The sequence below is a fragment of the Streptomyces sp. NPDC041940 genome, assembly GCF_055589465.1.
In genome coordinates, this window is record NZ_JBVJBP010000012.1 from 167127 (window position 1) to 193344 (window position 26218).

At 73.7% G+C, this 26218-nt stretch carries 20 protein-coding genes and 1 pseudogene; 7 read left to right on the plus strand and 14 right to left on the minus strand.

Features of this window, described 5'->3' with window-relative positions:
* Positions 1-53: 53 nt before the first annotated feature.
* Positions 54-197 (minus strand): annotated as a pseudogene (locus ACZ6I3_RS21620) (DUF255 domain-containing protein); the annotation flags it as partial.
* A gap of 258 nt (positions 198-455) precedes the next feature.
* Between ACZ6I3_RS21620 and ACZ6I3_RS21625 the strand changes: the two are divergent.
* The gene (locus ACZ6I3_RS21625) at positions 456-1628 is read left to right on the plus strand and encodes an MAB_1171c family putative transporter (protein ID WP_469416542.1); all 1173 of its coding nucleotides are present in this window, start codon (positions 456-458) and stop codon (positions 1626-1628) included.
* Positions 1629-1653: 25 nt separating this feature from the next.
* Here ACZ6I3_RS21625 and ACZ6I3_RS21630 read toward each other — a convergent pair whose 3' ends face one another.
* The 12 genes from ACZ6I3_RS21630 to ACZ6I3_RS21685 all read right to left on the minus strand — a co-directional run bounded on the left by ACZ6I3_RS21630 (position 1654) and on the right by ACZ6I3_RS21685 (position 15271).
* Entirely contained in the window at positions 1654-2904 is a 1251-nt protein-coding gene (locus ACZ6I3_RS21630; RefSeq protein WP_469416544.1) for an acyltransferase family protein, read from the minus strand.
* A 6-nt stretch (positions 2905-2910) separates the two neighbouring features.
* Positions 2911-4107 carry an MFS transporter gene (locus tag ACZ6I3_RS21635; RefSeq protein ID WP_469416546.1) on the minus strand — a complete coding sequence of 399 codons (1197 nt, stop codon included), beginning with the start codon at positions 4105-4107 and terminating at the stop codon, positions 2911-2913.
* 66 nt (positions 4108-4173) lie between these two features.
* Positions 4174-5439, minus strand: a complete 1266-nt coding sequence (locus ACZ6I3_RS21640) for an acyltransferase family protein (RefSeq protein WP_469416547.1) — start codon at positions 5437-5439, stop codon at positions 4174-4176.
* A gap of 392 nt (positions 5440-5831) precedes the next feature.
* A complete protein-coding gene (locus ACZ6I3_RS21645; protein ID WP_469416549.1) occupies positions 5832-6608 on the minus strand; it encodes an alpha/beta fold hydrolase in 777 nt (258 codons plus the stop codon).
* 91 nt (positions 6609-6699) lie between these two features.
* The gene (locus ACZ6I3_RS21650) at positions 6700-7956 is read right to left on the minus strand and encodes an MFS transporter (protein WP_469416551.1); all 1257 of its coding nucleotides are present in this window, start codon (positions 7954-7956) and stop codon (positions 6700-6702) included.
* Positions 7953-9002, minus strand: a complete 1050-nt coding sequence (locus ACZ6I3_RS21655; RefSeq protein WP_469416552.1) for a zinc-dependent alcohol dehydrogenase — start codon at positions 9000-9002, stop codon at positions 7953-7955. The genes ACZ6I3_RS21650 and ACZ6I3_RS21655 overlap by 4 nt, the downstream gene beginning before the upstream one ends.
* Complete coding sequence (locus ACZ6I3_RS21660; protein WP_469416554.1) at positions 8999-9796, minus strand: sugar phosphate isomerase/epimerase family protein; 798 nt, start codon at positions 9794-9796, stop codon at positions 8999-9001. Before ACZ6I3_RS21660 ends, ACZ6I3_RS21655 begins: the two co-directional genes overlap by 4 nt.
* The gene (locus ACZ6I3_RS21665) at positions 9793-10881 is read right to left on the minus strand and encodes an alcohol dehydrogenase catalytic domain-containing protein (protein ID WP_469416555.1); all 1089 of its coding nucleotides are present in this window, start codon (positions 10879-10881) and stop codon (positions 9793-9795) included. The genes ACZ6I3_RS21660 and ACZ6I3_RS21665 overlap by 4 nt, the downstream gene beginning before the upstream one ends.
* 32 nt (positions 10882-10913) lie before the next feature.
* Positions 10914-11822, minus strand: a complete 909-nt coding sequence (locus ACZ6I3_RS21670) for an ROK family protein (protein ID WP_469416557.1) — start codon at positions 11820-11822, stop codon at positions 10914-10916.
* A 656-nt stretch (positions 11823-12478) separates the two neighbouring features.
* Positions 12479-13162, minus strand: coding sequence for an HAD-IA family hydrolase (locus tag ACZ6I3_RS21675; RefSeq protein WP_469416558.1), 684 nt, complete (start codon positions 13160-13162; stop codon positions 12479-12481).
* Between the two features lie 19 nt (positions 13163-13181).
* Positions 13182-14039 carry an SDR family NAD(P)-dependent oxidoreductase gene (locus tag ACZ6I3_RS21680; RefSeq protein WP_469416559.1) on the minus strand — a complete coding sequence of 286 codons (858 nt, stop codon included), beginning with the start codon at positions 14037-14039 and terminating at the stop codon, positions 13182-13184.
* Positions 14036-15271, minus strand: coding sequence for a sedoheptulose 7-phosphate cyclase (locus tag ACZ6I3_RS21685; RefSeq protein WP_469416561.1), 1236 nt, complete (start codon positions 15269-15271; stop codon positions 14036-14038). The genes ACZ6I3_RS21680 and ACZ6I3_RS21685 overlap by 4 nt, the downstream gene beginning before the upstream one ends.
* Positions 15272-15504: 233 nt before the next feature.
* On the opposite strand from ACZ6I3_RS21685, the gene ACZ6I3_RS21690 reads away from it, so the two are divergent.
* The gene (locus ACZ6I3_RS21690; RefSeq protein WP_468187504.1) at positions 15505-15969 is read left to right on the plus strand and encodes a hypothetical protein; all 465 of its coding nucleotides are present in this window, start codon (positions 15505-15507) and stop codon (positions 15967-15969) included.
* The gene (locus ACZ6I3_RS21695) at positions 15966-16880 is read left to right on the plus strand and encodes a quinone oxidoreductase family protein (RefSeq protein WP_469416564.1); all 915 of its coding nucleotides are present in this window, start codon (positions 15966-15968) and stop codon (positions 16878-16880) included. The genes ACZ6I3_RS21690 and ACZ6I3_RS21695 overlap by 4 nt, the downstream gene beginning before the upstream one ends.
* Positions 16881-16914: 34 nt before the next feature.
* Here the strand turns inward: ACZ6I3_RS21695 and ACZ6I3_RS21700 are convergent, their stop codons facing one another.
* Positions 16915-17346, minus strand: a complete 432-nt coding sequence (locus ACZ6I3_RS21700; RefSeq protein WP_469416566.1) for a hypothetical protein — start codon at positions 17344-17346, stop codon at positions 16915-16917.
* 356 nt (positions 17347-17702) lie between these two features.
* Between ACZ6I3_RS21700 and ACZ6I3_RS21705 the strand changes: the two genes are divergently transcribed.
* The 4 genes from ACZ6I3_RS21705 (at position 17703) to ACZ6I3_RS21720 (ending at position 26212) form a co-directional block, all read left to right on the plus strand.
* Entirely contained in the window at positions 17703-20903 is a 3201-nt protein-coding gene (locus ACZ6I3_RS21705; protein ID WP_469416568.1) for a tetratricopeptide repeat protein, read from the plus strand.
* A gap of 113 nt (positions 20904-21016) precedes the next feature.
* Positions 21017-23875 carry a hypothetical protein gene (locus ACZ6I3_RS21710; protein WP_469416569.1) on the plus strand — a complete coding sequence of 953 codons (2859 nt, stop codon included), beginning with the start codon at positions 21017-21019 and terminating at the stop codon, positions 23873-23875.
* 13 nt (positions 23876-23888) lie between these two features.
* On the plus strand, positions 23889-25226 hold the full coding sequence (locus ACZ6I3_RS21715) for a CHAT domain-containing protein (RefSeq protein ID WP_469416570.1): 1338 nt from the start codon (positions 23889-23891) through the stop codon (positions 25224-25226).
* On the plus strand, positions 25223-26212 hold the full coding sequence (locus ACZ6I3_RS21720) for a hypothetical protein (RefSeq protein WP_469416571.1): 990 nt from the start codon (positions 25223-25225) through the stop codon (positions 26210-26212). Before ACZ6I3_RS21715 ends, ACZ6I3_RS21720 begins: the two co-directional genes overlap by 4 nt.
* Positions 26213-26218 lie beyond the last annotated feature (6 nt).

Below are 26218 nucleotides of genomic sequence, written 5' to 3' on the forward strand. Positions count from 1 at the left end.
CCATTTTATGGCGTCACGCCTGGTCGGGTCTTGTGGGTCTAACGAGTGCACTGGCACCAGTGACACGAGCTGTACCCCACGCTCAGCATCACCGGCACGTCCCGCCGCAGTGCCTCCTCGAAGGCTTCCGGCGACCACGGCCACCAGTCGACGGGGTTGTCCGCGTGCTGGAGCAGGTAGGTCGGGGTGGTGATCACGGTGGGTTTGCTCTTCGCTACCGGGGCGCCGTAGCTTGCCTGAGGTCTGCCGTCCGGATCGGGTCGCAGGGGATCGGCGGCATCTGGTCGGCGCCGGTGAACGGGGTCCGGTGTGTGCGGCCGCGAGGCGGGGCGGCAGCAAGGGGGGCGTGTGTTCGGCCGAAGGACGGGGCGTGCGGGGACCTCGTGCGTCCGGTGTCGCCGGAGGCGGGAATGCGGCGGCGGTGCTCCGGTGGGCGGGCCGCTGTGAAGGACTTCGTGAGTCTGCTGGCCATCGTGACGCTGCTCGGCGGGACGGCGTGGACGCTTCCGCTGCTGATCCGGCAACGCTTCCGGGCGCCCGTGCGGCTGCAGCTGTGCCTGTCGCTCTTCCTGCTGGGGGCGGGGAACGTGCCGGCCCAGCTGTCCGATCCGGCGGCGCTGGACGGCCTTGCCTTCACCGGCTTCACGAAGCTCGCGTACAACGTGGCGATCCTGACCGGACTGTGCCTCATGGTCAGCTTCCTGTTCGAGCGGCGCCGGGCGCTGTGGCGCAGGTGGGAGGTGGTGTTCTGCCTCTTCTGTCTGACCGCGATGACCGGCGTGACCGCGCTGATGCCGCCGGGCCTGCGCGACCACACCTTCGCGCTGCCCTACCTGGACCACTGGCAGGTGCGCGCCTTCTACGACATCGGCGGCGCCTATCTGGTCTTCGGCTACACCACGTGCGCCGTGCTCGCCGCGCGGCACGCCCGGAGCAGTCGCCGGCCGCTGCTCCGGGCGGCCCTGGGCACCGTCTCCGCAGGTCTTCTCGGGCTCTCCCTCAGCTGCGTACTGAGGATCCTGTGGGTCAACTGCCCTGCCTGCCGTGGCTTCGGGCATCACCTGACCTACCCCAACATCTTCCTGTTCGGCCAGGTGGCCACGATCGCGGTGTGCGCCGGGCTGAGTCTGCCGTGCTTCGCGAGCGCCGCTCAGTTCCTGCGGGAGCGCTCGGTCCAGCGGGCCCGGTTCCGTGAGCTGGAAGAGCTGTGGCAGCGGCTCGTGGACTTCTATCCGGAGCTGGTCCTGGAGCAGCGCCGGGGCCGTCGGTGGCTGCCGCTCCTGGACTACACCTCGGCCGTGTACCGCAGGTACGTGGAGTGCCGGGACGGGCTCACCCGGCTCAGCCCCTATCTGCACCTCGCCTCGCGGGAGACGGCCGGGCAGACCGCTGGGCAGGCGGCCGGGGCGGACCTGGTGCGCCTGGTCGACCGGTCCTTGCGGCTGCGCGGTGAGGCGGACCTCGCCGCTGACGCTGCCCCGGAATCCGCGGTCTTCGTGGCCCCGGGGGACGGTCACCACGCCGACTACGAGAGCGACCTGGCCGGCCTGATCGCGCTCTCCCGGGGGCTGCGGGAACTGCGTACCGCCCCGGCGCAGAACGCCTCCCGCGGCGCAGTCGGCGTCTGACACACCGCCGGGACCGGGTTGAGCCTCAGGCCACGGGCACCGGCTCCGCTTCACTGTCCCCGGCGCTGTCACGCGCCGCCCCGGTGCGGGTCGCCGCGGGCGACACGAGGACCGGTTCGGACGGGGTCCGGGGCGTGCGCCCTCGGGGCCGGGCCCACCGGCGCATGACGGGGCGTTCGACGCAGACCATCAGCAGCCAGCCCAGGGCGAGTGTGACCAGCAGGAGGACGAGCAGTTCGAGCACGCCGCCGGCCAGGCCGTAGGTCGCGTTGTGCAGTACGTGGGTCCGGCCGTAGTAGAGCACCACGTACTGCGCGAGGTAGAAGCCGAAGGACACCTCCCCCAGCCACCGCATCGCGCGGCCGCTCAGCAGCGTGCGCTCGCCGCGCAGGTCGGCCAGGGCCACCGCGCACACCAGCACACCGACCGGGACGACGGTGGCCACGGTGAACCCGTACAGGAACGGCACGTTCAGCGCGAGCGCGTAGCCGGCCACGGCCAGGGCGAGCGCGCCGGCGAGGGGCACGCGCGGGAAGCGGCCCGCGAGGACCAGCCGGGCCAGCAGCATGCCGAGGACGAACTCGAACAGGCGGCCAGGGGGGAAGTTGTAGCCGAGCCAGAACTGGAGGGAGGAGACGGGGAATCCCTCGGGGGTGCGCGGCTGCGCCGGGACCAGCAGGTCGACGGCGGCTTCGAGGGCCACCATGCCCGCCACCATGGCACCGGACCAGGCCCACAGCCGCTCCGTCCGGATGCGCCGCACCGGCCGGATGAGGAAGGGGAAGAGCAGGTAGAACAGCAGCTCACTGCAGAGCGACCAGCTCGGTGCGTTGACGCTGATGTAGATGCCGTGCTGCGGGAACCAGGAGTGGATCAGGAAGAGGTTCGGCAGCCATGCGGTGAGCGGGGTCGCCGCCCCGGCGAAGAGCACCATCGCCAGGGCCCACATGGCGACATGGTTGGGAAAGATCTTGAGCAGCCGGCGGCGCCAGAACGCCACGACCGTGTCGTCCCGCCTGCTCGACCAGGTCAGGACGAAGCCGCTCAGAACGAAGAAGAAGGACACCCCCATCCAGCCCGCCTTGCTGAACAGCCACTGGAATCCCTCGGCCTGGCCGCGGTCCGCGAAGGGGTTCGTCAGGGGCTCGAAGAAGGAGGAGTGGAAGAAGAAGACCAGGACCGCCGCGATGAACCGCAGGCCGGTCAGCGAGGGCAGGGGTGCCGGGCGTCCGGAGGGTCTGGAGGGTCTGGAGGGGGTGTCGTGCGGTGGGGTCACCACGGGTCACCTCTTGGGGGTAGGGACGGCGAGAGGGAGGGGGTCCGGCGTGCGGTCGGCCGGGGCGCTTCGGGCCGCACGGGCCAGGCCGAGCACGAGCAGCGCGCCCGCGGCGGTGAGCGCGGCGGCGCCGAGGGGCACGGCACGGGTGCCGAGGCCGGAGTCGATGAGGAGACCGCCGATCCACGAGCCGAGCGCGGCGCCGAGCCCGAAGGCGGACATGTTGGCGGTCAGGGACAGCGTGGGCGCGTCGGCCGCCTCGGCCAGCACCTTGGCCTGGAGGCCGGGGATCAGGGCGAAGGTGGCGAGCGAGAACAGCACGAGGGCGAGGGCGCCGCCGGCCGGGTGCGGGGCGAGGAGCCAGGCGAGCAGGCAGACGGCCACCAGCGCGCAGGACAGCTGTCCCACGGCCCGGTCGACACCGCGGTCCGCGTACCGCCCGCCGAGCAGATTGCCCACGATGGAGCCCACTCCGTAGGCGAGGAGCACGGCGGGCACCCACCGCCGGGAGAGATGGCCCACGCCGGTCAGCAGCGGCACCATGTAGGTGATCAGGGTGAACATGCCGCCGGAGCACAGCACGGTGGCGCCCACCGTGCCCCAGACGGCCGGACGGCGGAACACCCGCGCCTCATGAGCCGCCGACACGGTCGGGCGGGGGGTGTCGGGCACCCGGAGGAGGACGAGGACGATGGCCACCGAGGCCAGCGCCGCGACGATGCCGAACGGGGCCCGCCAGTCGTAGTGCTGGGCGAGGAAGGAGCCCATGGGGACGCCGAGGACGGTGGCGAGGTTGATCCCGAGCTGGGTGGCGGCGACGGCGGCGCCGCCCTTGCCCTCCCCCACCATGGCGCCCGCGGTGACGACGCACACCGCCATGAAGGTGCCGTGCACGACCGCGGTCAGTACCCGGCCGGCCATCAGCACGCCGAAGCCCGGCGCCAGGGCGCAGACGACGTTGCCCAGGACGAAGACGGCCAGCAGGCCCACCAGCAGCGTCTTGCGGCGTACGCGTGTGGTGAGCGCGGTGACCAGCGGGCCGCCGACCACCATCGTCAGCGCGTAGGCGGTCACCAGCAGGCCGGCCATGGCCAGGCTCACGGTGAGGTCGGCGGAGAGATCGTCCAGCATGCCGCTGGGTGACAGCTCCGCGGTGCCGACACAGAAGATCGCGAGGATCAGGGCGGCGAGTCGGAACGGCATGAAAGTGCACCTTCGAGTCGTGCGGGAGGGCCGGCGGGCGGCCGCCGGGCCCGGGGTGTCGACCGGTCAGGCGACCGTGGCGGCGGGGACCTTGGCCCGTGGGCGGGCCCAGCGGCGTACCAGCGGCTTCTCCACCCAGGCGTACATCGCCCAGGAGAGCAGGACCGACACGGCGCACTCGGCGACGACGAAGGCGGTCACGGCCCAGCCGGACTCCAGGCGGGCGCCGAGGAGTTCGCGCGCCTCGGAGAGCACGACGAAGTGGAGCAGGTAGAAGGCGAAGGAGACCTCGCCGAGCCAGACCATCGCGCGATGCCGGAAGGGGGTGGGCCGGCCCGCCGCGTCCGCCAGCGCTCCGGCAGCGATCAGCAGGGCGCACGGTACGAGGCACACCGCGCGCTGGGCGAACAGGTACGGCATGCCGGGGAGTTCGGCGATCACGTAGCTCGCCGCCAGCAGCAGGCCGGAGGGGACGAGGCCGATGTCGCGCCAGCGGCCCAGCATGACGGCGCGGGCGACCAGGATGCCGAGCAGGAAGTCGAGCAGCCGGGCGGGCGGGAAGACGTAGGCGAACCAGAGATGGAGGCCGGAGACGCCGGGCTCGTTCGACATGTAGACGTCGCCGGGCGGAATGAGGGTGGTGGCCAGCCAGGGCGTGGCGCACACGGCGGCGATGACACCCGCGATCCAGAACTTCAGCCGCCGCGGGGCGATCCGCCGGACCCCGGCGAACAGGGGCGGGAAGCAGAGATAGAAGAAGACCTCGGTGGACAGCGACCAGCCCGGGGAGTTCACGGCGAAGTTGGTGGCGTAGTCCGGTACCCAGGACTGGAGCATGAAGAAGGTGGCCACCGACTGCCACGGGGCGGTACCGGCCGCTATCAGCAGCATCGCGAGCGCCCAGGCGACGACGTAGTTGGGCACGATCTTGACGTACCGCCGGCGCCAGAACGAGGTCCGCGGGTCCCCGTCGCGGGCGGACCAGGCGAGGACGAAGCCGCTGAGGAGGAAGAAGAACGTGACGCCCAGGCCGCCGGCCTGTTCGACCAGGCGGGCGAAGAGGGTGTCGTTCGCGTCGCCGGCCATGAGCCAGTGGGCGGGCAGGGAGAGGTGGAACAGGAAGACGAGCAGCGCCGCCGGGAACCGCATGCCCGTCAGGGAGGGCAGCCGGACGGCCGGACCGCCGATCCGTGGTGCGTCGGCGCTTACGTCGATGGGTTCTACGTCGGTGGGTTCTACGTCGGTGGGTTCTACGTCGGTGGGTTCCTCGCGTCTGAGTTCCGCGGGCGACGGCGGTATGAGCTCGGTCGGGGCGGTCTGGGGTGTGGCCATGGGCGGGCTTTCTTTGACTGGAGGGGCTCGACGGGCAGGGCTTCGGGCTGCGGCGGGGGCCGCAGCTGGAGCGGTGACGGTGACAGTGGCCTGGGGCGGCCCGAGCGGCTGAGGGCGGGTCAGGGCGCGCCGGGGCCACGGCCCGAGGGGGCGGGGGCGCGAGGAGGCCTGCCGTCGTCGAGACCGGGTGGGCGGGGCGAGCCGGGGCGGTTCAGCCGGGAGGGGCAGGCGGAGGGTGTTCGGCCAGGAGGGCAGGCGAGGGTGGGACGGGCAGGCAAGAGTGGGAGGTCGCCGGTCGGGCTGGAGCAGGGCGAGGGGGGTCCGACCGAGTGGGGCGGCCGTGGGGGCGGAGGGCGTCGGCCGGCCGCCCCGGGGGGTCCGTGGCGTCCGGGTCAGTCCAGGAACTTGCGGATGGCGTTCACCAGTTCTTCCGGCGCCTCGGCCGGCACCAGGTGGCCGCTCTCGATCTCCAGGTAGTCACTGCCCGGGATCGACTCGTGCAGCTCGCGGGAGTGGTCGACGGGCACGAGCTGGTCGTGACGGCAGCCGACCACCAGCGTGGGGACGCCGATCTTCGGCAGCAGTTCCCGGATGTCGGCGTCCAGGCCTAGCTCGATCTGCCGCAGCGTGCCCTCGTTGACCTCGGCGCCGCCCACGGCCGCGTCGAACCCCTCCTCGTCCAGGTTCGCCAGGAAGCCCGGGGTGAAGAGCAGCAGGCTGATGTAGTGCGAGTACAGCTCCGGGCTGAGGTCGGCCAGCCGGCGCCAGACGGTGAAGCCCAGGCGCTTGCGCAGGTCGTCGTTGCGCGCCCAGCCGGCCACCAGCACCAGCCGGCGGACCCGCTCGGGGCGGCGGGCCGCGGCCATCACGGCGATGAGCGCGCCGAGCGAGAAGCCCACGACGTCGACGGGCTCGTCGGTCGCCTCGTCGGCGGCGCCGAGCACCTGGTCGGCGAGGCGCTCCAGCGACAGCGGGCCGCCGTCGTCGACGGTCCCGCCGCTGCCGGCGTAGTCGGGGAGGATCACGGTGCGCCGGTCGGTGAATTCCTCCACCAGGTGACCGTAGTTGGTCTCACCGGTGGCGCCGGTGCCGTGCACCAGGAGCAGACCGGGGCCCTGGCCCTCGGTGCGGTAGTGCACGGTCGCGCTGTCGACGGACGTCTGGGGCATCTCATTGCCTTCCTGGGTGGGGGGGGAGAGGGATCGGGACTGGAAGCGACTCTATAGAAGCTTAGCTGCCACTATATAAGCAAGTTGATTTTCAGGAGTGCGTCGATGCTTCGGCCGCGGGCACCGGGCGCAGCACCAGGACCGCCGGCAGCACCGCCGCCACGAGCGCCGTCGAGGTGACGGGCAGCCAGAGCGAGGAGTGGCCGAGCAGCGCGGCGCCCAGTGCCGAGCCGCCCGCGATCCCGATCTGGAAGCCGGTGACGTAGACCGAGGAAGCCCGGTCGGCGTGCCTGCCCGCCAGGCGCATCACGCCTGTCTGGAAGACGGGTCCGGCCGCGGCGAACGCGCCGCCCCACAGGGCGACGGCGGCAGCGGCCGCCGCGCCGCGCACGGCGGCGGAGCCCAGGGCCGGTGACAGCGCCAGCAGGGCGACGCCCGCGGCGAACACCCCGATGGTCACGACCGCCGTCCGCTGCGGAGCGGTGTCGTTGTTCCGGCCCGCCAGATACGTGCCCACGGCCCCGGCGAGCCCGAAGACCGCGAGCAGCACGACCACGGCGGTGGAGGCGCCGGTGATGTCGGCGACGAGGACGGCGAAGTAGGTGTAGCTCAGGAAGTGCGCGGTGATGAGCACCACCGCCACGGCGCACAGGGTCAGTACGCGCGGCCAGTGCACGGCCGGCAGCACCGCCTCCGGGGCGGCCGGCCCGCGCGGTTCCCCGGTCTCCGGCCGCGACGCGTCGCCGCGCGGCCTGAGGGCCCACACCAGTCCGGCGGTCACGGCCACGGTCGCCGCCGCGAGGACCAGGGCCGTGGCGCGCCAGCCGATCAGCTCGCCGACGAGCGTGGTCCCCGGGCTGCCGGCGATCGCGGCGAGCGTGGACCCGCCGAACACCGCCGCGGTGGCGGTGCCCACCCGCGACCTCGGCACCAGCGTGGCCGCTGCCGGGGCGATGAGCGACCACAGCACCCCGTGCGTCAGGGCGGCGGCGACCCGGCTGACCACCATCGTCGAGAAGCTGGTCGCGGCAGCCGCGAGCAGCTCGGCGGCTACGAGGACGAGCAGCGAGACGACCAGGGCGGTGCCCCGGGAGACGCGGGAGGCCAGCGCGACCGTCGGCACGGTGACGATCGCGGCGACCACGGCGTACCCGCTGATCAGCAGCCCCACCCGGCCGGCCGAGACGTCCAGGCTGCGGGCGATGTCCGCGATGAGCCCGACCGGGAAGACCTCGAAGGTGACGTAGACGAAGGTGGCGCTCGCCAGGACGGCCAGCCGCGCGGCGGTCGGCGCGTCGATCCGTTCCCGTTCCCGTTCCCGTTCCCGGGCCACTGCCGTGCCGCTCATACGGCGGACGCCGGGGCGTCGGATGCGCCGAGCGTCGGGCCGAGCCGGACGAGGACCTTGGGGCGGCTCCGGTTCCCGTCGGTGAGGCGGGCGAAGGCGGCGTCCAGTTCGTCCAGCGGGAAGACCCGGTCGACGAGGGCGTCCAGGTTCACCGCGCCCGACTCGACGAGGCCGACGAGCCGGTCCCAGTAGCCGATGCCGGACAGTACGCCGTGCAGCGTCACGTCCCGGATCACCAGGCCCGCCGCGTCGAATCCGTCCACGGCGTGGTGGGGGGTGCCCAACTGGGCGATGCGTCCGCCCGCCGCGACCAGGCGGACGGCGGAGCGGACCGCCGCCTCGTTGCCCGACGCCTCGATCACGGCGTCGTAGGCCTCCTCGTCCGCCGCGCCCGGGCCGGCCTGGGCGCGCAGGCCCAGCTCGGCGGCCAGCTCCCGGGCGGCGGGCTGCGGGTCGAGGACGACGGTGTCCGCGCCGATCGCGCGGGCCGTCTGCGCCGCGGCGAGCCCGAGCGTGCCCGCGCCCAGCACCGCGACGCGGTCGGAGGCGGTCACGGCGAGCCGGTCCACGGCGTGCAGCGCGGCGGCGGTCGGCTCCAGCAGGGCACCCGCCGCGTCGGACAGGGCGTCCGGAATCCGGGTGAGGGTGTCCACCGGCACGGTGATCAGCTGCGCGCCGGCGCCCGGGCGGGGGCCGAGCACACCGATCTCGCTGCGGTCCGGGCAGGAGCGGACGCGCCCGGCGCGGCAGTGCGCGCACGTGCCGCAGCCGCGGAAGTTGTGGCCCGACACGCGTCGGCCGAGCAGTTCCGGGTCGGTCTCGGGGCCGGTCTCTACGACGGTGCCGATCCACTCGTGGCCGAGGACGAAGGGGTAGCTCTTCAGCCCGTCCCGCAGGTAGTTGCTGCTGCCGTCGAAGAAGCCGAGGTCGGTGCCGCACAGCCCGAGCAGGCCCACCCGGACGAGGACTTCGCCGGGGCCGGGTTCGGGCGGTGCGGTGTCGGTGACCGACAGGGTGCGGGGGGCGATGAGCTGGATGGCTTTCATGGTGCGTCCTTCGGGTGACGGGTTTCGGCCGCGCGGCGGCACCGTGCGATGTCCTCGCGCAGACGGTCCGGGGCGTCCCGGTAGTCGTTCTCCACCAGCACCGAGCGAGCGCCGGAGCCGCGCAGCAGGGCCGGGAGGCCGGCGGTGGGGAAGGCCGTACGGGAGCCGTCCTTGATGTGCAGGTCCGGCAGCAGCAGCCCGGCTCCTCCGACCAGTTCGGCGAAGGCGAGCGGCCGGTGCCCCGCGTCGAGCAGGTTGCCGGTGTCCAGGACCAGGCGCAGGGCCGGATGGTCCACCGCCCGGGCGAGCTCCAGGGAGTCGTGCGGGCCGAGCGGTGACTCGTAGGCGACCAGCGTCTCGGCCCCGGCGAGCCGCTCGCACAGGCCGCGCAGCGCCTCGGCCGTCCCGGCGCGCAGGGAGGCGGTGACCGGCAGGCTCCGCCGGAACCCGGGCACGTGCAGTACGGCGACGCCGAGCCGCCGGGCGCAGTCCAGGGCCCGCAGCAGGAGGTCGACGGCCGCCGGTTCGGGGGTGCCGTCCTGCCGCGCCAGGCCGATGTCGTTGAGGTGGTTGACGGCGAGCACGGGCACCGGGATCTCCCCGGCGGTCGCCTCGGCCGCCCGCAGCGCGACGGGGTCACTCAGCGGCGGCCCGCGGTGGGCGCCGCCGTAGTCCAGGTGCAGTTGGTCGGCCCCCGCCGCGACAGCGGCCCGGGCCGCCGCCCGGCGGTCGGTGCCGATCCGCCACTGCGGCGCGGCGACGGCGGTCGGCGGGGTCATGGCCGACGCGGTCATGGCCTGCTCCCGATACGTACGGCGGTCTTGAGCACCCGGCGCCCGCCGGCCCTGCGCGTGGACGAGGTCAGCACGGTGTTGACGAGGTCGGCGGCCTCCTCCAGGCCGACCTGGTGGGTGAGCACCTCCTCGCCGAGGGCCGGGGTGGTGCGCAGCAGGTCGACCGCCTGCCGCAGATGGTCGCCGGAGACACCCCGGTGGCCGCAGAGCAGGAGCCTGCCGTGCGGGCGGGTGAACTCCTCGACCTTGGGAGGCCAGGGCGCGCCGCCGCAGTTGGCCGCGCGGATCGTGGCGGCGTCGATGTCGCCTGCGGTCAGCGGGACCGGCCCCGAGGGCACCCCGGCGTGCAGGTCGACCAGGAGTGTGCCCGGCACGTACCGGTCCAGGGTGGTCAGCGCCTCGCGCGTGCCGGTGCGCGGTGTGGCGATCACGGCGACGACCGGCGAGGGCAGGCCGGCGAGCAGCCCGGGAAGACCGGCGGCGTGCGGGTCGGTGGCGTCGTCGCCGTGCCCCACGACCAGGGTGTGCAGTCCGGGCCGCTCCGTCAGCCACAGGTCGCGTGCGAGGCGCCCCACGATGCCGTCTCCCCAGACGACCAGGGCCGCCGGGGTCAGGGTGTGGCGTGCGATCCGGGCGCCGTACAGAGCGGAGGCGAGCGGTTCCGCGAGCGCGGCCACGCGCGGCTGCGCGGCGTCTGCGGGCACCGGGACGACCAGTCCGGCGCGTACGGCCGTGGCGGGGATCCGGGTGCGCTCCGCCCACAGGCCGGGGAGATTGTGGCCGAGCAGGAAGGACGCGTCGTGCGGATGCGTGGGGTTCACGGTGACCGGCGTGCCGGCCGGCAGTCCGGACGCCCCGGGCTCGACCACGTACGCGACGCCCTCGTGTCCGAGGACGGGGCTGGGGTCGTCACGCAGGCCGCGCAGGATCTGCCAGTCGGTGCCGCAGATGCCGGCGGTCGTCGGCGCCAGCAGCATGTCGCCCGGGTCGAGCCGCGGCGTGCGCACCTCGGCCACGTCGACCAGGGTGCGGCCCGAACGGTCTGCCGTCCGGCGGACCAGGGCGCGGTGGGTCGCGCCGGTCACCGGCCGGCCTCCGGGCAGTTGGCCCCCCGCGCTCATCGGCTGACCCCCGGAATCCAGTCGCCGACGCGTCGTACTCCGCGCAGCGCGTCCACCTGCCCTGGTTCGCAGAACACGAGCCGGTCGTCGAGCCAGGTGTCGTCGCGCCCCCGGTCGGCGTAGGAGGTGGCGGTGGTGAGCCGACGGCGGATCTCGGCCGCGTAGGGTGCGCCGAGGCCCTCGGCCACTCCCCCGCCGATCCCGATCAGGTCGAGGTGCGGGTCGAGGCACCACAGGGTGCGCAGCAGCTGGGCGACCGGGGCGGCGCACAGTTCCAGCAGCCGGCGTGCGCCGGGGTCGTCCGCGGCGAGGGCGCCGGGGAGCCAGTCGGCGACCTGCGGGGCCTCGGGGAGTCCGAGCCGCCGGGCCGCGCGGACGAGGCCCGGCCCGGAGGCGACCGAGGCGAGATGGTCCGTCGCGCCGCACTCGCAGGGCAGCCCGGCGAGGACGTCCGCGCCGGGGTCGGTGAGCGGGACCGGCAGGTGGCCGACCTCTCCCTGCAGTCCCCAGGTGTCGACCGGGATCCTGGTCCGCTCCAGGTCCGCGATGCGCAGCGCGATGCCGCTGCTGACGGTCAGATAGGCGACCCGGCGGGTACCGGGCCGGGCGTGCACGGCGGCGAAGTCCAGCAGCGCGGCGGTGACGTCGTTGACGAGGTGCCAGGTGACGTCGGGCCGGCGCCTTCGCAGGTCGGCGGCGAGGTCGTACGGGGCGGCCTCGTCCCCCCACAGCGGGGCCGATCCGTAGACGGTGCCGGTCAGATGGTCGATGGCCGCGCCGAAGGAGAGGGCGGCGCGGGCACCGGCCGGGACCCGGTCGCCGAGCAGCTCGACCATGTCCGCCCGCAGCCGGGCGGTGGAGCGGTCCGGGTGGCGCAGACGGCTGGGCGAGGGCACTCGTTCCACGGGCGCGTCAGGCCCGCCGACGCGCATCCGCACCCAGGTGCCGCCGATGTCGGCCGCGAAAGCGGCGGCCGATGCCGTGGGGCTCCGCCGGCCTTGGGGGACATGCCGGCCCTTGGGTACGTCCCGGCCTACGGGGATGGCACGGTCTTCGGGGGTATCACGGCCTACGGGGGCGTCACGGCCTTCAGGGGTGTCACGGCCCTCGGGGGCGTCCCGGCTCTCGAAGGCATCCTGGTCCTCGGAGGCCTGCCGACCCTCAGAGGCGTCCTGCCCCTCGGGGGCCTGCCGACCCTCGAAGGCGTCCCGACACCCAGAGGTGTCTCGACCCTCGAAGGCATCCCACCCCTCGGACACATCCCGCCCCTCGAAGGCATGGCGACCCTCGAAGGCGTCCTGCCCCTCGAAGACATCCCGGCCCTCAGAGGCATGCCGACCCTCAGAGGCATCCTGACCCTCGAAGACACGCCGCCCCTCGGACACATCCCGACCCTCAGAGGCATCCTGACCCCCGAAGACACGCCGCCTCTCAAAGGCGCCCCGACTCCCAGAGGCGTCCCGGCCCTCCAAGGCATCCCGCCCCTCGGACGCGTCCCGACCCTCAGGGACCTCCGGCCCCTCGAGGACATCCCGGAGCGGCGTGGCGGCCCGAGCCCGGGTCACAGCCTCACCACCGCCCCCGCGGCGACCGGCTCGGGCACGGCCAGGGTCACGCCGGCCCGCCCCTGCTCCCGCGCGACGACCCGGAATCCGCGGAAGTCGGCCCAGCGTGGGGCCACGTCGTCGTACGTGTCGAGTCCGCCGATGACCACCGTGTGCCCGCAGCCGGCGAGTCCGGCCCGCACTCCGGCGCCGGAGTCCTCGACGACGACGGCGTCCTCCGGCGGGCAGCCGAGCGCGGCGGCGGCCCGCAGATAGCCCTCGGGGTCCGGCTTGCCGTGCGTCACGTCGTCGGCGCTCACCAGGAGCCGGGGCAGCGGAAGCCCCGCCGCCGCCATCCGCACCTCCGCGAGGCGGCGGCCGGCGGACGTGACCACGGCCCAGGCGTGTGGCGGCAGCGCGGTGAGCAGCGCCCGGGCGCCGGGGACCTCCGTGATGCCGGTGGTCTCCGACTCCTCGTGCGCGACGAGGCGCCGGGTCTCCTCGGCCGCCAGGGCGGGGTCGGGGAGGAAGTGGCGCACGGTCTCCCGGGTGGGGCGCCCGTGGGCGAAGGCCAGTACCTCCGTGAGATCGAGCCGGTGCCGTTCGCAGAAGCCGGCCCAGGTGGCCTCGACCAGTGCGGTCGAGTCCACGAGGGTGCCGTCCATGTCGAACAGCAGTGCTGCCGCGTGCAGTTGAGGCAAGAGTTGCTCCTGGGAAAGGTCAGCGGGCGAGCGGGTGACGCGGGAGAGCCGGCTGGACGGCGGCGATCGGACGCGACTGGGACACCGGAAGGTCCTTCGCGACGGACGACCAGGTGGTGTCCTGGTGCACGACGAGTGCGTCACCGGCGTACGGCACGCCCCGGGTGCGGGCGAGCTCCGCGGCCAGCGGCGCGAAGGTGGCCGGGGACATGTAGCCGCTGTAGTCGAAGTCCGCGGACCGGCGGGCCCTGATGCCGGGGCTGTCCACCATCCCGGCGGGCAGCGCCTGCACGAACGTCGTCTCGGCGGGGTCGATCTCCTGCGCGACCGACCGGATCAGCGAGTCGGCGGCGGCCTTGGTGGCGGCGTAGCCCGAGCGGTTCGGGCCGGCGTTGTAGACGACCTCGGACGAGATGTGCAGGAACAGACCGGGGCCGGCCGCACGCAACGCCGGGAGCGCAGCGCGCAGCGCCCAGGACAGGCCGTGCACGTTGACCGCGAACTGGTCCAGCCAGTCGGCCTCGCTCACCCGCGTGAACGGCTCGCGCCGGGCGGTGAAGTAGACGGCGGAGTAGCAGGCCAGGTCCACCCGCTCCGGGATCCCCGTACGCAGCGCCTCCTTGGCCTGCTCCGGGTCGCGGAAGTCGAGCCGGTGCCAGACCAGCCGGTCGCCGCCCTCACCGGCGGGCCGGCTGCGGCTGAAGACATGGGTCTCGATACCGGACGCGGCCCAGGCGTCGGCGACGCCCCGCCCGATCCCGGTCGATCCGCCGATCACCACGGCCCGCTCGGGCGGCCTGCGCACAGGGGTGTGCTCGGGGATGTGCTCAGGGGTGCGCGCGGGGATGCGCTCGGGGACGCGCGCAGAGGAGTTCACGCGCCCACCAGTGCCTCGACCGAAGCGCCCTGTTCCGCGTCCCGGGCCCGGCGGCGCAACAGCTCCGTCGCCGCGCGCAGTTCGGCGGGCTCGACGTCGTTGACGAAGCGGTGGCGCCCGATGCCGACCGGCAGCGGCAGCCGCTGGTGGCCGTCGCGGTGGCGCACCGTGTCGCGCAGCGCCTCCTCCAGCAGGCTCGGGTCGTCCAGCACGTCGTTCCACAGCGGCAGCCCGAGTGCCTGGATGACGGAGAAGATCCGGTCGGCCTGCGCCCGGCTGACGTCACCGCGCAGGGTGCTCAGCGCGGTGGTCAGCGCCATGTCGATCACGACGGCCTCGCCGTGCAGCAGTTCGGGGAGGGCGTGCATCTCGATGGTCGGGCTGAAGGTGTGGCCGTAGTCCACGCAGCGCTCCAGCGCGGACTCCCACAGGTTGGGCTGCAGTTCCTCGAGCATGAGGTGGATGGACTCGGCGACGATGGCGTCGGCGGCCTGGGCGAGGTCGCCGGTGGAGCCCTGGAAGCGGTCCGCCCGCACCTCGGGACCGCGCGTCTCCAGCAGCTCGAACAGCTCCTCGGAACGGATCAGCGCCATCTTCAGTATCTCGGCCAGGCCGTTGCTGATGTGCCGCAGGTCCAGGCTGCTCAGGAACGAGCGGTCGAGGAAGGTGGCCGTGGCCGCCGCGTAGGTGCCCAGCCGGTTCTTGCCGGTGTCGTAGTTGACCCCGGTCTTGACGCCGACTCCCGCGTCGACGAGGCCGATCAGCGTCGTGGGGATGCGGATGTACGGGGTGCCCCGCCGGTAGAGGCTCGCCGCGAATCCGACGATGTCGGTGAGCACTCCGCCGCCGATGGCGATGACGGGCTCGCGGCGGCGGTCGATGCCGAAGTCGTTCATCGCGTCGACGACCCGGGAGACGGCGTCCCACTGCTTGACGGTCTCGTCGGCACGCAGGACGAGCACCGTGGTCTCGATGGCGTGGAAGGCGAAGAACTCGCGGATCCGCGCGCCGTGCAGCGCGTCCACGTTCGCGTCGATGACGACGAGCCGTCGCTCACCGGCGCGCAGCGGGGTGTCCGGGCAGCCGGTCAGCAGCGTGGTGTTGTCCGGCGAGAAGAGGTGCTCGGAGCTGACGACGTGGTACCGCACCTGGCGTACGGCCTCGACCGTCCAGGCCGGACCGTCGTCCATGGCCAGGCGGAGCCCCTGGGTGAACTGAGTACCGCTATGCATGTGTCCCCTCCGAAGATCTGGTGCCACATCACTGAACAACAAGCAGGTTTATCGGCACTGCGTCCAATATAGTAGCAGCATGACCCGCTGGGTGCCGCAGTGCTACGCTCGTGATCAAGGAGACGAGGTTGTCGGCGCACGGGGGAGCACGCTGCGCGCACCCGTCGGACAGAGCCGCCCGACGCATTGCCTCCGCCCCCTGAGTCGCCGGAGCCTTAGGAAGGTCGCCCCCCATGGCCACGCTGGCAGAACGCCTGAATGCCTGGTTCGCGGATGCCGCCACGGCCAATGCCGTGGGCCGCCTGCGTGAACCGACAACCTCCGAGGTCGCCCAGGCGATCTCGCAGGACCCGAGCCACGACGTCACCATCTCCCGGAGCTATCTGACGGCGTTGCGCAACGGCTCGCAGACCAACCCGACGGTGAGTGTGCTCTCGGCGATCGTGCGCTACTTCCAGTCCCGGGAGATGACGCTGCCGGTGTCGGTGAGCGCCCTCATCTCCGAGGCCGCGCCGCCCGCCGCCGTCCAGGAGGAGAAGGACGAGTGGGCCGAGGCGCTCTCCGACCGGCAGGTGCGCTCGATCGCGATGCGCGCCGGCCGGCTCACGCCGGAGATGCGTGAACAGCTTTTGTCGATCATGGACGTCCTGGACGACCCGAAGTCCGCGAGGTCCGGCAGCGAGGAGGATGACGTATGAGGGCCGTCTGCATGTCACGCACCGGCGGACCGGAGGTGCTGGAGGTCCGGGACGTGCCGGAGCCCGAGGCCGCGGAGAGGCTGGTCGTGATCAGGACGGCCGCCACCGCCGTCAACCCCGTGGATCTGGCGACTCGTTCGGGCCAGATACCCACCTCCCTGCCCGCCGTCCTCGGCTGGGACCTGGCGGGCACCGTCGAGCACGCCCCCGAGGGCTCCGGCTTCCGCCCCGGCGACCGTGTCCTGGCGATGACCGCCCAGCTGGGCACGGGCGTGGGCAGCATGGCCGAGTACGTCGCCTTCGATCCGCGCTGGGTCGCACACGTCCCGGACGGAATGACGCTCACGGACGCCGCCGCGCTGCCCCTGGCGGGTGTGACCGCCGTGCAGTTGCTGCGCCGGACCCCGGAGCGCCACGGCAAGCGGATCCTGCTGATCGGCGCCCAGGGCGGAGTCGGCGGTCACATCGCGGCCCGACTGCTCGACGAGGCGTCGGCCCGCACCGACCTGCTCGTCCGGCCCGCCGACCGGGCCGCCTGGCAGGAGCGGCGGGCCGGACGCCCCGCCGAGGGCGCGGTGCTCACCGACCCCTCGCAGGTCGAGGCCGCGGCCTACGACATCGTGATCGACGCCGGCGGCGCACCGGGCCTGATCGAGGCCGTGCGCCCCGGGGGTGCCTTCCTCACCATCACCCCGTTCAGCGCCCCGGACCCGGACAGCCGTCCTGACGTGGCGTACACCCTGATCGGCGTGGAGCTGGACCGGGACGACCTGGTGAGCGTGGCCGAGGCCGCGGCCCGGGGAACCGTCCCGGACCACGGGATCACCGTGCTCCCCTTCGAGGAAGCGGCCGAGGCCCACCGCCGCCTGGAACGCGGCGGCTTCCGCGGCAAGCTGGTGCTGGTCCCTTAGGGACCTTCAGGGCCCCTCGAAGCCGCAGGGGCCTTCACGTCAGCCCGTTCTCGAAGACGAGGCTGCCGTGGACGGAGGGCCGCCACGGCTCGTCCAGACCGTAGCGCTGTGCCTGCCGCTGCATCGACATCGCCTGGTGCATGAGCGTGGACGCGACGATCTCGGCGTCCCGCTCGTCCCGGTCGGAGTAGCAGGTGCGCCACTGCGGCTGCTCGGGCCGTTCACCGGCGAGGTCGTAGGCGACGATGTGGCCGACCTCGTGCAGGATGATGTGCTGCTGGTGCGCCCTGGTCGTCTTCGCCTGGTAGACGATGACGTCCTCGTCCTGACGGGAGAGCAGGATCCCGAACGGGCCGTCGGCGGGCAGATCCCACTTCAGAAGCCTGATCGGGGTGCCACGCTGCTCGGCCAGTAAGGCGCACAGCGTGGTCACGCCGAGCGGCAGCGGCGGCGCGAGCTCTCGCATCAGCCGACGGCTGTGCGCTCTCAACTCGGCGTCTCTGCGCCGGTCCTCGACAGCCGCCGGGAAACGCCCCGCCCCACGCCGGAACAGCCTGCTGAACACCTGACCCCCTGTGTCTGACGACATCGACTCACGGACCGCACACGACGCACCGTTGAGCCAGAGCAGGCCGGTACCCAATCTACGCCCCCGTGCCCCGACCCGTCCGCCGGGCCCACGCACCCCCACGGGCCCGGCTTTTCACACCATCGGGCCACGCACGCCCTCTCGCCCCGATGCGCCGTCCACCGCACACTTGACCAAGAAACGACCGTGGGCATGAGCAGGGGCACACCGGTGCCGCCGAAGGGGGACGTGACATGCGGAACAGTCATCGGGCGGAGGCCGAGGGGCTGTTGGCGCGGGCCGTGGAGGAGGAGGTGCGGCGGACCGGCGGGCGCAGCGACGGGAAGGCACTGCTCGCGCGGGCGCGCGGAGGGCTCGACGGGATGGCGCGGAGCGCGGCCGAGGAGTACGAGGCCTACACGCGCGCCCTGGACGAGGCGGCGGCCGGACAGCTCACCTTCGGGCAGCGGTACGCCCGTGACGGCGCCGGGACTCCGCTGCTGGTGGCCGGGGTCGCGGCGGTCGCGGCCGTCGTCGCCGACATGTCCCTCGGCACCAGCACCGGGACGGCGCTGGGCGCGGGCGTGGCCGTCGGGGTCGTGGGCGCCGCTGCGACGGTCGTCAAGGTCGTCGGCTCCCATCTGCCGGCCGCGAGCCGCCGCGCCGGGGCCGTGAGCCAGCCGGGCGGTCCTGAACAGCTGCGGCTGCAGTGGCTGACGGCACTGGAAGTGCGGGGCATCCGGCCGTTCCTGGACCAGCAGCGGGTGCTCGCCGCCTCCACCGGGCCGAAGAAGACCGGGCCGCGGCTGCGGGGCGCCGACAAGAGCGCGGCGGCGCGCGGGCGCAATGTGCTGGAGCAGTCCTTCGCCCAACTCCCGGATCCGGCGGAGCCGTTCGCGGGGCGGCGGCCGGAGCTGGCACAGATCCGGCAGTGGGTGCAGGCGGCCCGCGCGAGCACCGAGACGCAGCCGACGGTGGTCGTCCTGCACGGCACGCCCGGCAGCGGCCGTACGACGCTCGCGGTGCAGGCCACGCACGAGTTGCGGGACTACTTCCGCGGCGCCTGCGTCGTCGATCTGCGCTCCGAGGGCCCGGGCGGGTCCCCGCTGTCCGTCCGCGACGCCCTGCTGCATCTGCTCAACCGGCTCGGGGCGCCCCGTGAGCAACTGCTGTTCCGTGAGCGCTCCTCCCCCGACCAGCAGGTCAAGCGGCTGAGCGAGCTGTACCACCAGCATCTGACGGGCCTGCCGGTCACCATCGTCCTGGACGACGCCTCGGACGCCGAGCAGATCCGCGCCCTGGTCCCGGAGCGGTCCGACAGCCTGGTGCTGGTGACCGCGCGGGGCCCGCTGGAACCGGCCGAACTGCCCGCGCGGGTGCATCAGCTGGCGGTGGAGCCGCTCGACGCGGCCGGGGCGGAGGAACTGCTGGGCGCGGCGGCACAGGACCGTTCCGGGCCGTACGACGCCGAGTCCGCCGACCGGGTCCGGGAGCTGTGCGGTGGGCTGCCGCTGGCGCTGCGCATCGTGGGGTCGTGCCTCGGCCCGCGCTCCCCGCGCGCGCTGGCCACCGACCTCGGCGCGTACGGCCCGGTCGAGCCGGTGGAGCGCGCCCTGTGGCTGCGCTACACCGACCAGTCCGACACCGTACGGCGGCTGCTGCGCCGGCTGGCCCTGGCCGGCCGGGCCTCGCTCGGCGCCGCCGCGGCCGCCGCGCTGCTGGCCACCGACGAGGCGGAGGCCAAGCGCCATCTGCAGGCCCTGACCCGCGCGGGCCTGATCGACCACGTCCGGGGCGACCGCTACCGGCTGCACGACCTGGTCCGCGCCTTCGCCCAGGCCCGCCTCCTCGACGAGGAGGAACCCGCCGAGCGCACGGCGGCGCAGGAGCGGCTGATCGTGAACTACGCCGAGCTGGCCGACTCGGTGCTGCGCATGGTCGACGGCAACATGTCGACCCGCACCAACCGCTTCAGCCCGTACGGCTTCACCTCCCTCGACGAGGCGCTGCGCTGGCTGGACGACGAGTCGAGCTTCATCACGGCGGCGCTGCGGCACGCCGAGGGCGTGAACCAGGCGGCGGTGCTGAACCTCCTGGGCGCCCTGTGCGACTACTGCCTGCTGCGCGGCGACCTCTACCGCCTGGGCGAGATCAGCGAACTGGCGCAGGCGGTGGACGAGGGACTGCTGGTCCGCTCGGTGCAGTGGCGCACCGGCATCGCGGCACGGCAGCTCGGCGAACTCGACAAGGCCCGCACCACCCTCGCCTCGGTCGTCGACCTCTACCGGGAGGCGCACCACGACGCGGGTGCCGCCCGGGCCCTGTGCTCCCTCGGCATCACCCTGCACCACCAGGGCAATCTGACGGAGGCGTCGGCGAAGCTCCGCGAGGCCCTGGCCCTGCAGTCCTCCACCGAGCTGGCGACGGACCGGGCGTGGACGATGCACGCCCTGGCGGCGGTGGAGCGGGACCGGGCCCGGGTCGCGGAGGCCCTGGAGCTGCTGACCGAGTCCCTGGTGCTGCACCGCGCCGGCGAGTCCGTGCACGGCCAGGCATGGGCCCACTTCCAGCTCGGCCAACTGGGCCTGCGCATGGGCGACGTCCCGCGCGCCGAGTCCGAACTGCGCGCGGCCCTCGACCTCTACGGCCGTACCCGCGACGCCCGCGGCGAGGCCTGGGCCCTCACCCAGCTGGCCCGGGCCCTGCTGGTCGCCGGCGACGCGTCCCCGGCCGTGGAGGAACTGCGCGGCGCGGCGGCCCGGCACCGCGACAACGAGGACGCGCGGGGCGAGGCCTGGACCCTCTACTACCTGGGCCAGGCCCTGGAGGAGACGGGCAACCTCGACCAGGCGGTCCGCGAACTCGAACGCTCCCGCACGATGTTCTCCCGGATGCGCGACGTGTACGGCCTGGCCTGCGCCCGCCACCACTCGGCCCGCGTCACCCGCGACCAGCGCGCCGCCCAGACGGGCTCCCTGCGCAACTCCGGCTTCGCCCGCCAGCTCCTCGTCGACGCCCGCGCCGACTTCCAGCGCATCGGCGTCGCCCACGGCGAGGCGTGGACCTGCCTGGAACTGGCCGTCGTGGACGCGGGCAACGCCCGCACCCAGCAGGCACTCGCCCTGTGCGAGGAAGCGAAGGACCTCTTCACGTCGTACGACGACCGCCGGGGCGAGGACTGGGCCCGCTTCCTGCGCTGCACCCTGCTGCCGTACGCGGCCCCGGGCGGCGCGGAGGTAGGCACGGCCGTCGCCCAGGAGGAGCTGGCCCAGCTGTCCCGCGCGGGCCATCCCCTGCGGGACGAGAAGCTCGACGAGTACATCGACGCCTGGGGGCTGTTGCTGGAGCGGGGTGTGAGCCTGGAGGCGGGGTGGCAGGCGTGGGGGCTGGGGATGACGCCGAGCCGGCATGCGCGGGAGGTCATGGGGGTGGCGGTCCCGGCGGCAGGGAAGTAAGGGAGTGAGGCCCCCGCACGGGTCGTTGTCGGACGATTCGCTGGCGCGGCGGCCTCGGGGCTGCAACGGTTGAGGGACAGTGCCGATGGGGGCGGGCCGACGGGGGGAAGCCATTGGGACAGGACCCTCGCGATCCGACACCGCCTCCGACGTTCGGGGAGTTCTTCGGGCGGGCGGACGAACTCCGCCGCATCGGGACGTGGCTGGAGCTGCGCACAGCCCCGCCACCGCCGTCCGGCCGCAGCCTCCCCACCCTGATGGTGCTGCACGGACCGGCAGGCGTCGGCAAGTCCGCCCTGGCCGCCCAGGCCGTCCACGGGCTCGCCGTGCGCACGCACTGGATCTCCCTCTACGACGCCACTCCCGCGGACGTGGAACCCACGCTGTTACGGCTGCTCGGCGAGAGCGGCGGGTCACGCGCCGCCATCGTGGAGGCGGCCCTGGGCGACGACCGCGCCTTCCGGCGCGCCCTGCGCGGCGAACTCACCCGGCAGCTTCGCGACCGCCTCGTCGTCCTGGACGGAGCCACGCCCCCGATGGTGCGGGCACTGCTGCCCTTCCTGCGTGACTGCCGCGGCCTGGCGCTGCTCGTCACCTCGCGGAAGGCGGCCGGCTGGCGGCGCATCGGGGCCCGGCCGCTCGCCGTCGATCCCCTGGGCCTCAAGGAGAGCAGGGATCTCGTCGTCCTGACGGCGGCCGGAGCGCCCTGGGGAGACCTCGACACCTGGTACGCACTCGCGTCCGGGCCGGGCTCGCTGGTCAGCGCGGCGCGAGGGCTGCCCGCGCTCGCCCGGATCGCGAGCTTCCTCATCGCTCGCGGGACGGCGCCGCGGCCGGGCGAATCAGGGCCCGGCCTGCTCGTGCGACTGGCCCTGGAGGACTGTACGACCGACCAGCGGGCGCTGCTGAGACGTCTGGCAGCGCGGAGCTCCGGGGCACCGTTCACCCAGCGCACGGCGGAGTTGCTCTGCTCGCTGGACGGCGGCCCGGGCGACGTGCGCTCCGTGCTGGGCGGCCTGCACGCCAAAGGGCTGGTGCAGCGGTGGAGCGACGGCGGGACCTTCTGCCTTCCCCAGCCGGTGGCGGACGTCGTACGGGCGGCGGAGCCGGTGTCCTCGGCAGAGGGGGAGACGGTCACGGCCCGGTGGGCGGAGAGCGCCCTGCAGGCCGCCGCCGCCGCACTGGACGGCCGGGCCCTGCCCGAGCACCACGTCGGCCCTTCACCCGAAGGACTCGACGCTCGGGAACTCCTCCCCCACCTCGACGAGTTCCTGTCCCTGCTCACCAACTGCGCGCACCGGGGGCGACGGGAGGACGCGATCGCGGACGGCCTGGCCCCGCTGCTGGCCGTCCTCGGCGACGCGCACCGGCTCGTGGCGCTGCACCGGCTGTGGCCCCTCCTCTCCGTACGCCGGGCGCTCAGCTCGCTCGCCGCCGATCTGGGCCTGCCGGCGCAGGCCAGAGCGCTGTACGACACCGACAAGTGGAGCAACCCGGACGCCATCCATCACGCCGCCGCCCTGTGCCACCGGTCGGGGCAGCTGTCCGGCGCGCTGCGCGTGCTGGACGGGCTGCTCGGCGACGAAGCCCGCCCCGACGACCGGCACACGGCCTGGGCACTATTGGTCCTCGGGGCCGTCCGGTGCGACCGGGGCGAGGTCACGGAGGCCGAGCGGGCGCTCCTGCGGGCGGCCGCCCTGCACCGGGCCACGGGGTGCCGGCGCGGGCTCGGCTGGACGCTGCTGCACAGTGCCCGGGTGTGCCTGCTGAGCGGCCGGGACACCGAAGCCGGCCGCCTGCTCGACGAGGCCGACGAGCTGCTGCAGTCCGTAGCGGACACCCGCGGCGGGAACTGGGTCATCACGCAGCGGCTGCGGCTCGCGCTGCGGTACGGGGAGCCGGAGATCGCCGATGAGCTGGGCCGGGAGGCACATGCGCTGCACCGGCGCGCCGAGGACGTCCGCGGGGTGGCCTGGACGACTCTGTACCGGGCCCTCCCGAGTCTGGAGCAGGGCGACCTCTCCCATGCCCGTGGGGCGCTGGCGAGAGCCGCGCGGCTCTTCCGGGAGTGCGGAGACGACCTCGGCAGCGCCTGGACGGAGCACCGGTCCGTCCTTCTGCCCTCCGCCGGCGACGGCGCTCACTCGGCACCCGTGCTGGTGTCGCTGGGGCCCGTCTGGGCGCGGTTCGGGGAGATCGGATGCCCGCTCGGGAGGGCGTGGACCGCGCTGGAGATGGTGGCCCGCCGCAGGCCCGGCGACCTCAACCTGTCTCTTCTGAACTCGGCGGAGGCACGCTTCCGGGCCCTGGGAGACGCGTACGGCCTGGCGTGGACGGCCACCGTCAGGGTCGTACACCGGAACCACGTGCAAGGGGACGGTCCGCGCACGATCGAGGCCCTCGTCGCCTCCCTCCCGCGCGACATCCCGATCCCGGACCCGGAGCGACTGGTGCGGGACATCACGCGGTTCTGGGTGGCCGGGGGCGTGCTGGGAGGCGGGACCATCCCCTCCCACGCCCGTGACACCGTCGCCGTCCGCCACACCGGCCCCTGGTTCCTGGACGTGCCCGGCCGGACCGGCCCCCACTGCCGCGTCCGCGTCACCCTGCTCGACGACACCCCCGCCGAGGACACCACCGCCCGTCTCCTGCTTCGGATCTCCCCCGAGGACGGTCACCCCTGGGGAGCTCCGGGGGCGGACCGGCCCTGGCTGATGGTGACGGCCATGCCCCTCACCCCCGCGTCCGTCGACCCCGCCAGCGGCCTGCTGCAGCCCTCAGAACAGGCCACACAGGGCGTCGAGTTCACCTTCACCGCGCACCGCACCGGCACCCACCGCATCCGCTTCACCATCGCCCTCGAACGCACCGGGACGGTCCTGCAGCAAGTGGAAACAGAACTCGACATCCTGGATCACGACGAGCACGGCGGGCTGTCCTCGCCCGAAGCCGTCACGCACCGAGGCCGCTAGGAACGCCCCGCGCATGCCAAGAGAGCTTCACGTACGCATCATCCAGGACCCCAGCCGCGGCTTCACCGCCCTGCCCGACGCGCTGGCCGAGGGGCCGGACATCACCGTGTCCCTGGACGTCCTGGGCGAGGACCGTCTCAGGGCGCGGCTGTACGGCCCGGCCGTGCCGTCGCTCTACGGCACGGAGCACCGGGTGGATCTGGCGGTGCATCCGGCCGAGGTGCGGTCCGCCGCGGCGCGGCTGTGCCGGATGTGGAAGGAGGTCCTGGTCGACCACCGTCCCCTGACGGCCGACGGCCGCCCCGCCGCGGGCGAGCCGGAGACCCCGTACGCCTCCCTGGTGGACCTGCGCTCCCGCCCCCTGGACGAACTGACCGCCCTCCTGGAGGAACTCGCCCTGGTCGGCTCGGAGTTGCTGTACGGCACCCTGCTGGGCGGCACCGACCCGCGGATCGCCCGGTTCCGCGGCTATCTGACGGAGGCACTGGCCCGGGGCGAGGGCCTGCGGGTCCGCTTCGACTCGGACCTGCATCTGCCCTGGCCGATGGTGTGCCTGGCGGCGGAGGACCTGCCGCCCGCCCCCGAGCCAGCCGCTGAGGCACTCCCGGCGCTCTTCCGCCGTTTCCTCGGCCACCGCCATCAGATCGAGCAGACCGGCGGTGCCTATCCCTGGCTCGCCGGCCTCCGTGACGCCCCCGAGGTGCCGGCCGTGAGCCTGAACCACGACACCCGCGTCGACCGGGCGGGCCGCACCCGGGCCGCCGACGTGGCGGCCCTCCTCGCCAAGGGCACCCGGTTCGTCGAGCGGTCCACCTGGCAGGAACTGGTGAGCGCGCTGGCCCGGTCCGATCTGTGCGAGCAGTTGATGTACTTCTGGTGCCACGGCCGCTTCACCGCCGACGGGGCACAGCCGTCCTCGCTGGTGCTCAGCCTGACCGACCACAAGAGCATCGACGCGCACACGATCCGCGAACGCCGGCGCCGCTTCGGCGTCGACCACCCGTTCCAGCCGTTCGTCGTCCTCAACGCCTGCTACGCGGGGCTGCCCGAGGGAAGCACGGACGCCAAGTTCCTGAGCCGGGCGTTCGTCGACGCGGGGGCGCGGGGTGTGCTGGGCCCGCAGATAGAGATACCCCAGGTCTTCGCGGCCGAGTACGCGCTGGAGTTCCTGACCCGCTATCTGGACGGGACACAGACCGCGGGCAGCATCGCCCTCGCGGTGACCCGGCACTTCGCCGACGAACTGCGCAATCCCCTGGGCCTGGCCTACGCCCTCCACCACGGCATGGACACCCGCCTGGAACGGGCCGCGGCGCCCGACGCGGACGCCGGACGGGAGGTGCCCGTATGAGCTCTCCGGACCTGCCGGTGCGCACCGTCGACCTGGGGCCGGACGGCTGGCTGCTGGAGGAGACACGGCGCGGTCCGCGCCCGGTCCCCGCCGACCGGCTGGCCGACCACTTCCACGAGGAGCTGTGCCCGCCCGCCTGGGCGACGGACCTCCTCGTCTACGTCCACGGCTGGCGGACCGACCCCGACTCGGCCCTGGTGGCGGTCCGCCGCCTGCTGGCCCTCACCTCGGCCCACTACGAGCGCCGCCAGGCCCTGTACCGGGGGCTGCGGCCGTGGCAGCCGTGGACGGTCCTGGTCCGCTGGCCCTCCGGCTCGCGGCCCTCGCTCGGGGGCTACCGGCGTATCCGGGACCGGGCGCACGCCATGAGCACCCAGGGTCATGCGGCCCATGTCATCGGCCGGCTGCTCGGCTATCTGGACGGCCTGCGCGGGGACCCGACGGCCCCGCCGGTCCTCGCCAACCGCGAGGGCCAGTATCTGCACCTGATCGGCCACTCCTTCGGCTCCCGCTTCCTGTGCGAGGCCGTGCAGTGGGCCGCCGACGAGCCGCTCACCCTGGGCTGGAGCACACCGGAGCCGCCCGGCCGGCCCTTCACCGTGGACTCGATGCTGCTGTTGCAGATGGCGGCTCCGCGCGACGTGTTCGCGACCGGATTCCCGGCCCTCTCCGAGGCGCCGCTGCGCGGCCCGGTGGTCGCGACGTACTCCCGGCACGACCGTGCCACCGGCTTCTGGCATCTGCGGGCCGAGAAGCGGGTGGGGGTCGGCCACGCGGGCATCGGGACCGCGCCCGTCCCCGTCTCGGCGATCCGGATGCTGCCGCCCGCCGAGCCCTATCCGCTCAGCGCGCTCGACCACCGCTTCGTGAGCGTGGACGCGAGCGACGTCTTCGTCCGGGGGCGCGGCCCGGCGGGCGCCCACTCCGACCATCTGCGGCCGGAGACGGCGCACCTGTTGCTGTCACTGGCCGCCCACAGCCGGTGACAGCGC

Coding starts and splice junctions, on each gene's coding strand:
- ACZ6I3_RS21695 (WP_469416564.1), top strand. CDS start 15,966: ATGAGGGCCGTCTGCATGTCACGCACCGGCGGACCGGAGGTGCTGGAG.
- ACZ6I3_RS21720 (WP_469416571.1), top strand. CDS start 25,223: ATGAGCTCTCCGGACCTGCCGGTGCGCACCGTCGACCTGGGGCCGGAC.
- ACZ6I3_RS21660 (WP_469416554.1), bottom strand. CDS start 9,796: ATGACCGCGTCGGCCATGACCCCGCCGACCGCCGTCGCCGCGCCGCAG.
- ACZ6I3_RS21645 (WP_469416549.1), bottom strand. CDS start 6,608: ATGCCCCAGACGTCCGTCGACAGCGCGACCGTGCACTACCGCACCGAG.
- ACZ6I3_RS21640 (WP_469416547.1), bottom strand. CDS start 5,439: ATGGCCACACCCCAGACCGCCCCGACCGAGCTCATACCGCCGTCGCCC.
- ACZ6I3_RS21700 (WP_469416566.1), bottom strand. CDS start 17,346: ATGCGAGAGCTCGCGCCGCCGCTGCCGCTCGGCGTGACCACGCTGTGC.
- ACZ6I3_RS21705 (WP_469416568.1), top strand. CDS start 17,703: ATGCGGAACAGTCATCGGGCGGAGGCCGAGGGGCTGTTGGCGCGGGCC.
- ACZ6I3_RS21715 (WP_469416570.1), top strand. CDS start 23,889: ATGCCAAGAGAGCTTCACGTACGCATCATCCAGGACCCCAGCCGCGGC.
- ACZ6I3_RS21690 (WP_468187504.1), top strand. CDS start 15,505: ATGGCCACGCTGGCAGAACGCCTGAATGCCTGGTTCGCGGATGCCGCC.
- ACZ6I3_RS21655 (WP_469416552.1), bottom strand. CDS start 9,002: ATGAAAGCCATCCAGCTCATCGCCCCCCGCACCCTGTCGGTCACCGAC.
- ACZ6I3_RS21635 (WP_469416546.1), bottom strand. CDS start 4,107: ATGCCGTTCCGACTCGCCGCCCTGATCCTCGCGATCTTCTGTGTCGGC.
- ACZ6I3_RS21650 (WP_469416551.1), bottom strand. CDS start 7,956: ATGAGCGGCACGGCAGTGGCCCGGGAACGGGAACGGGAACGGGAACGG.
- ACZ6I3_RS21685 (WP_469416561.1), bottom strand. CDS start 15,271: ATGCATAGCGGTACTCAGTTCACCCAGGGGCTCCGCCTGGCCATGGAC.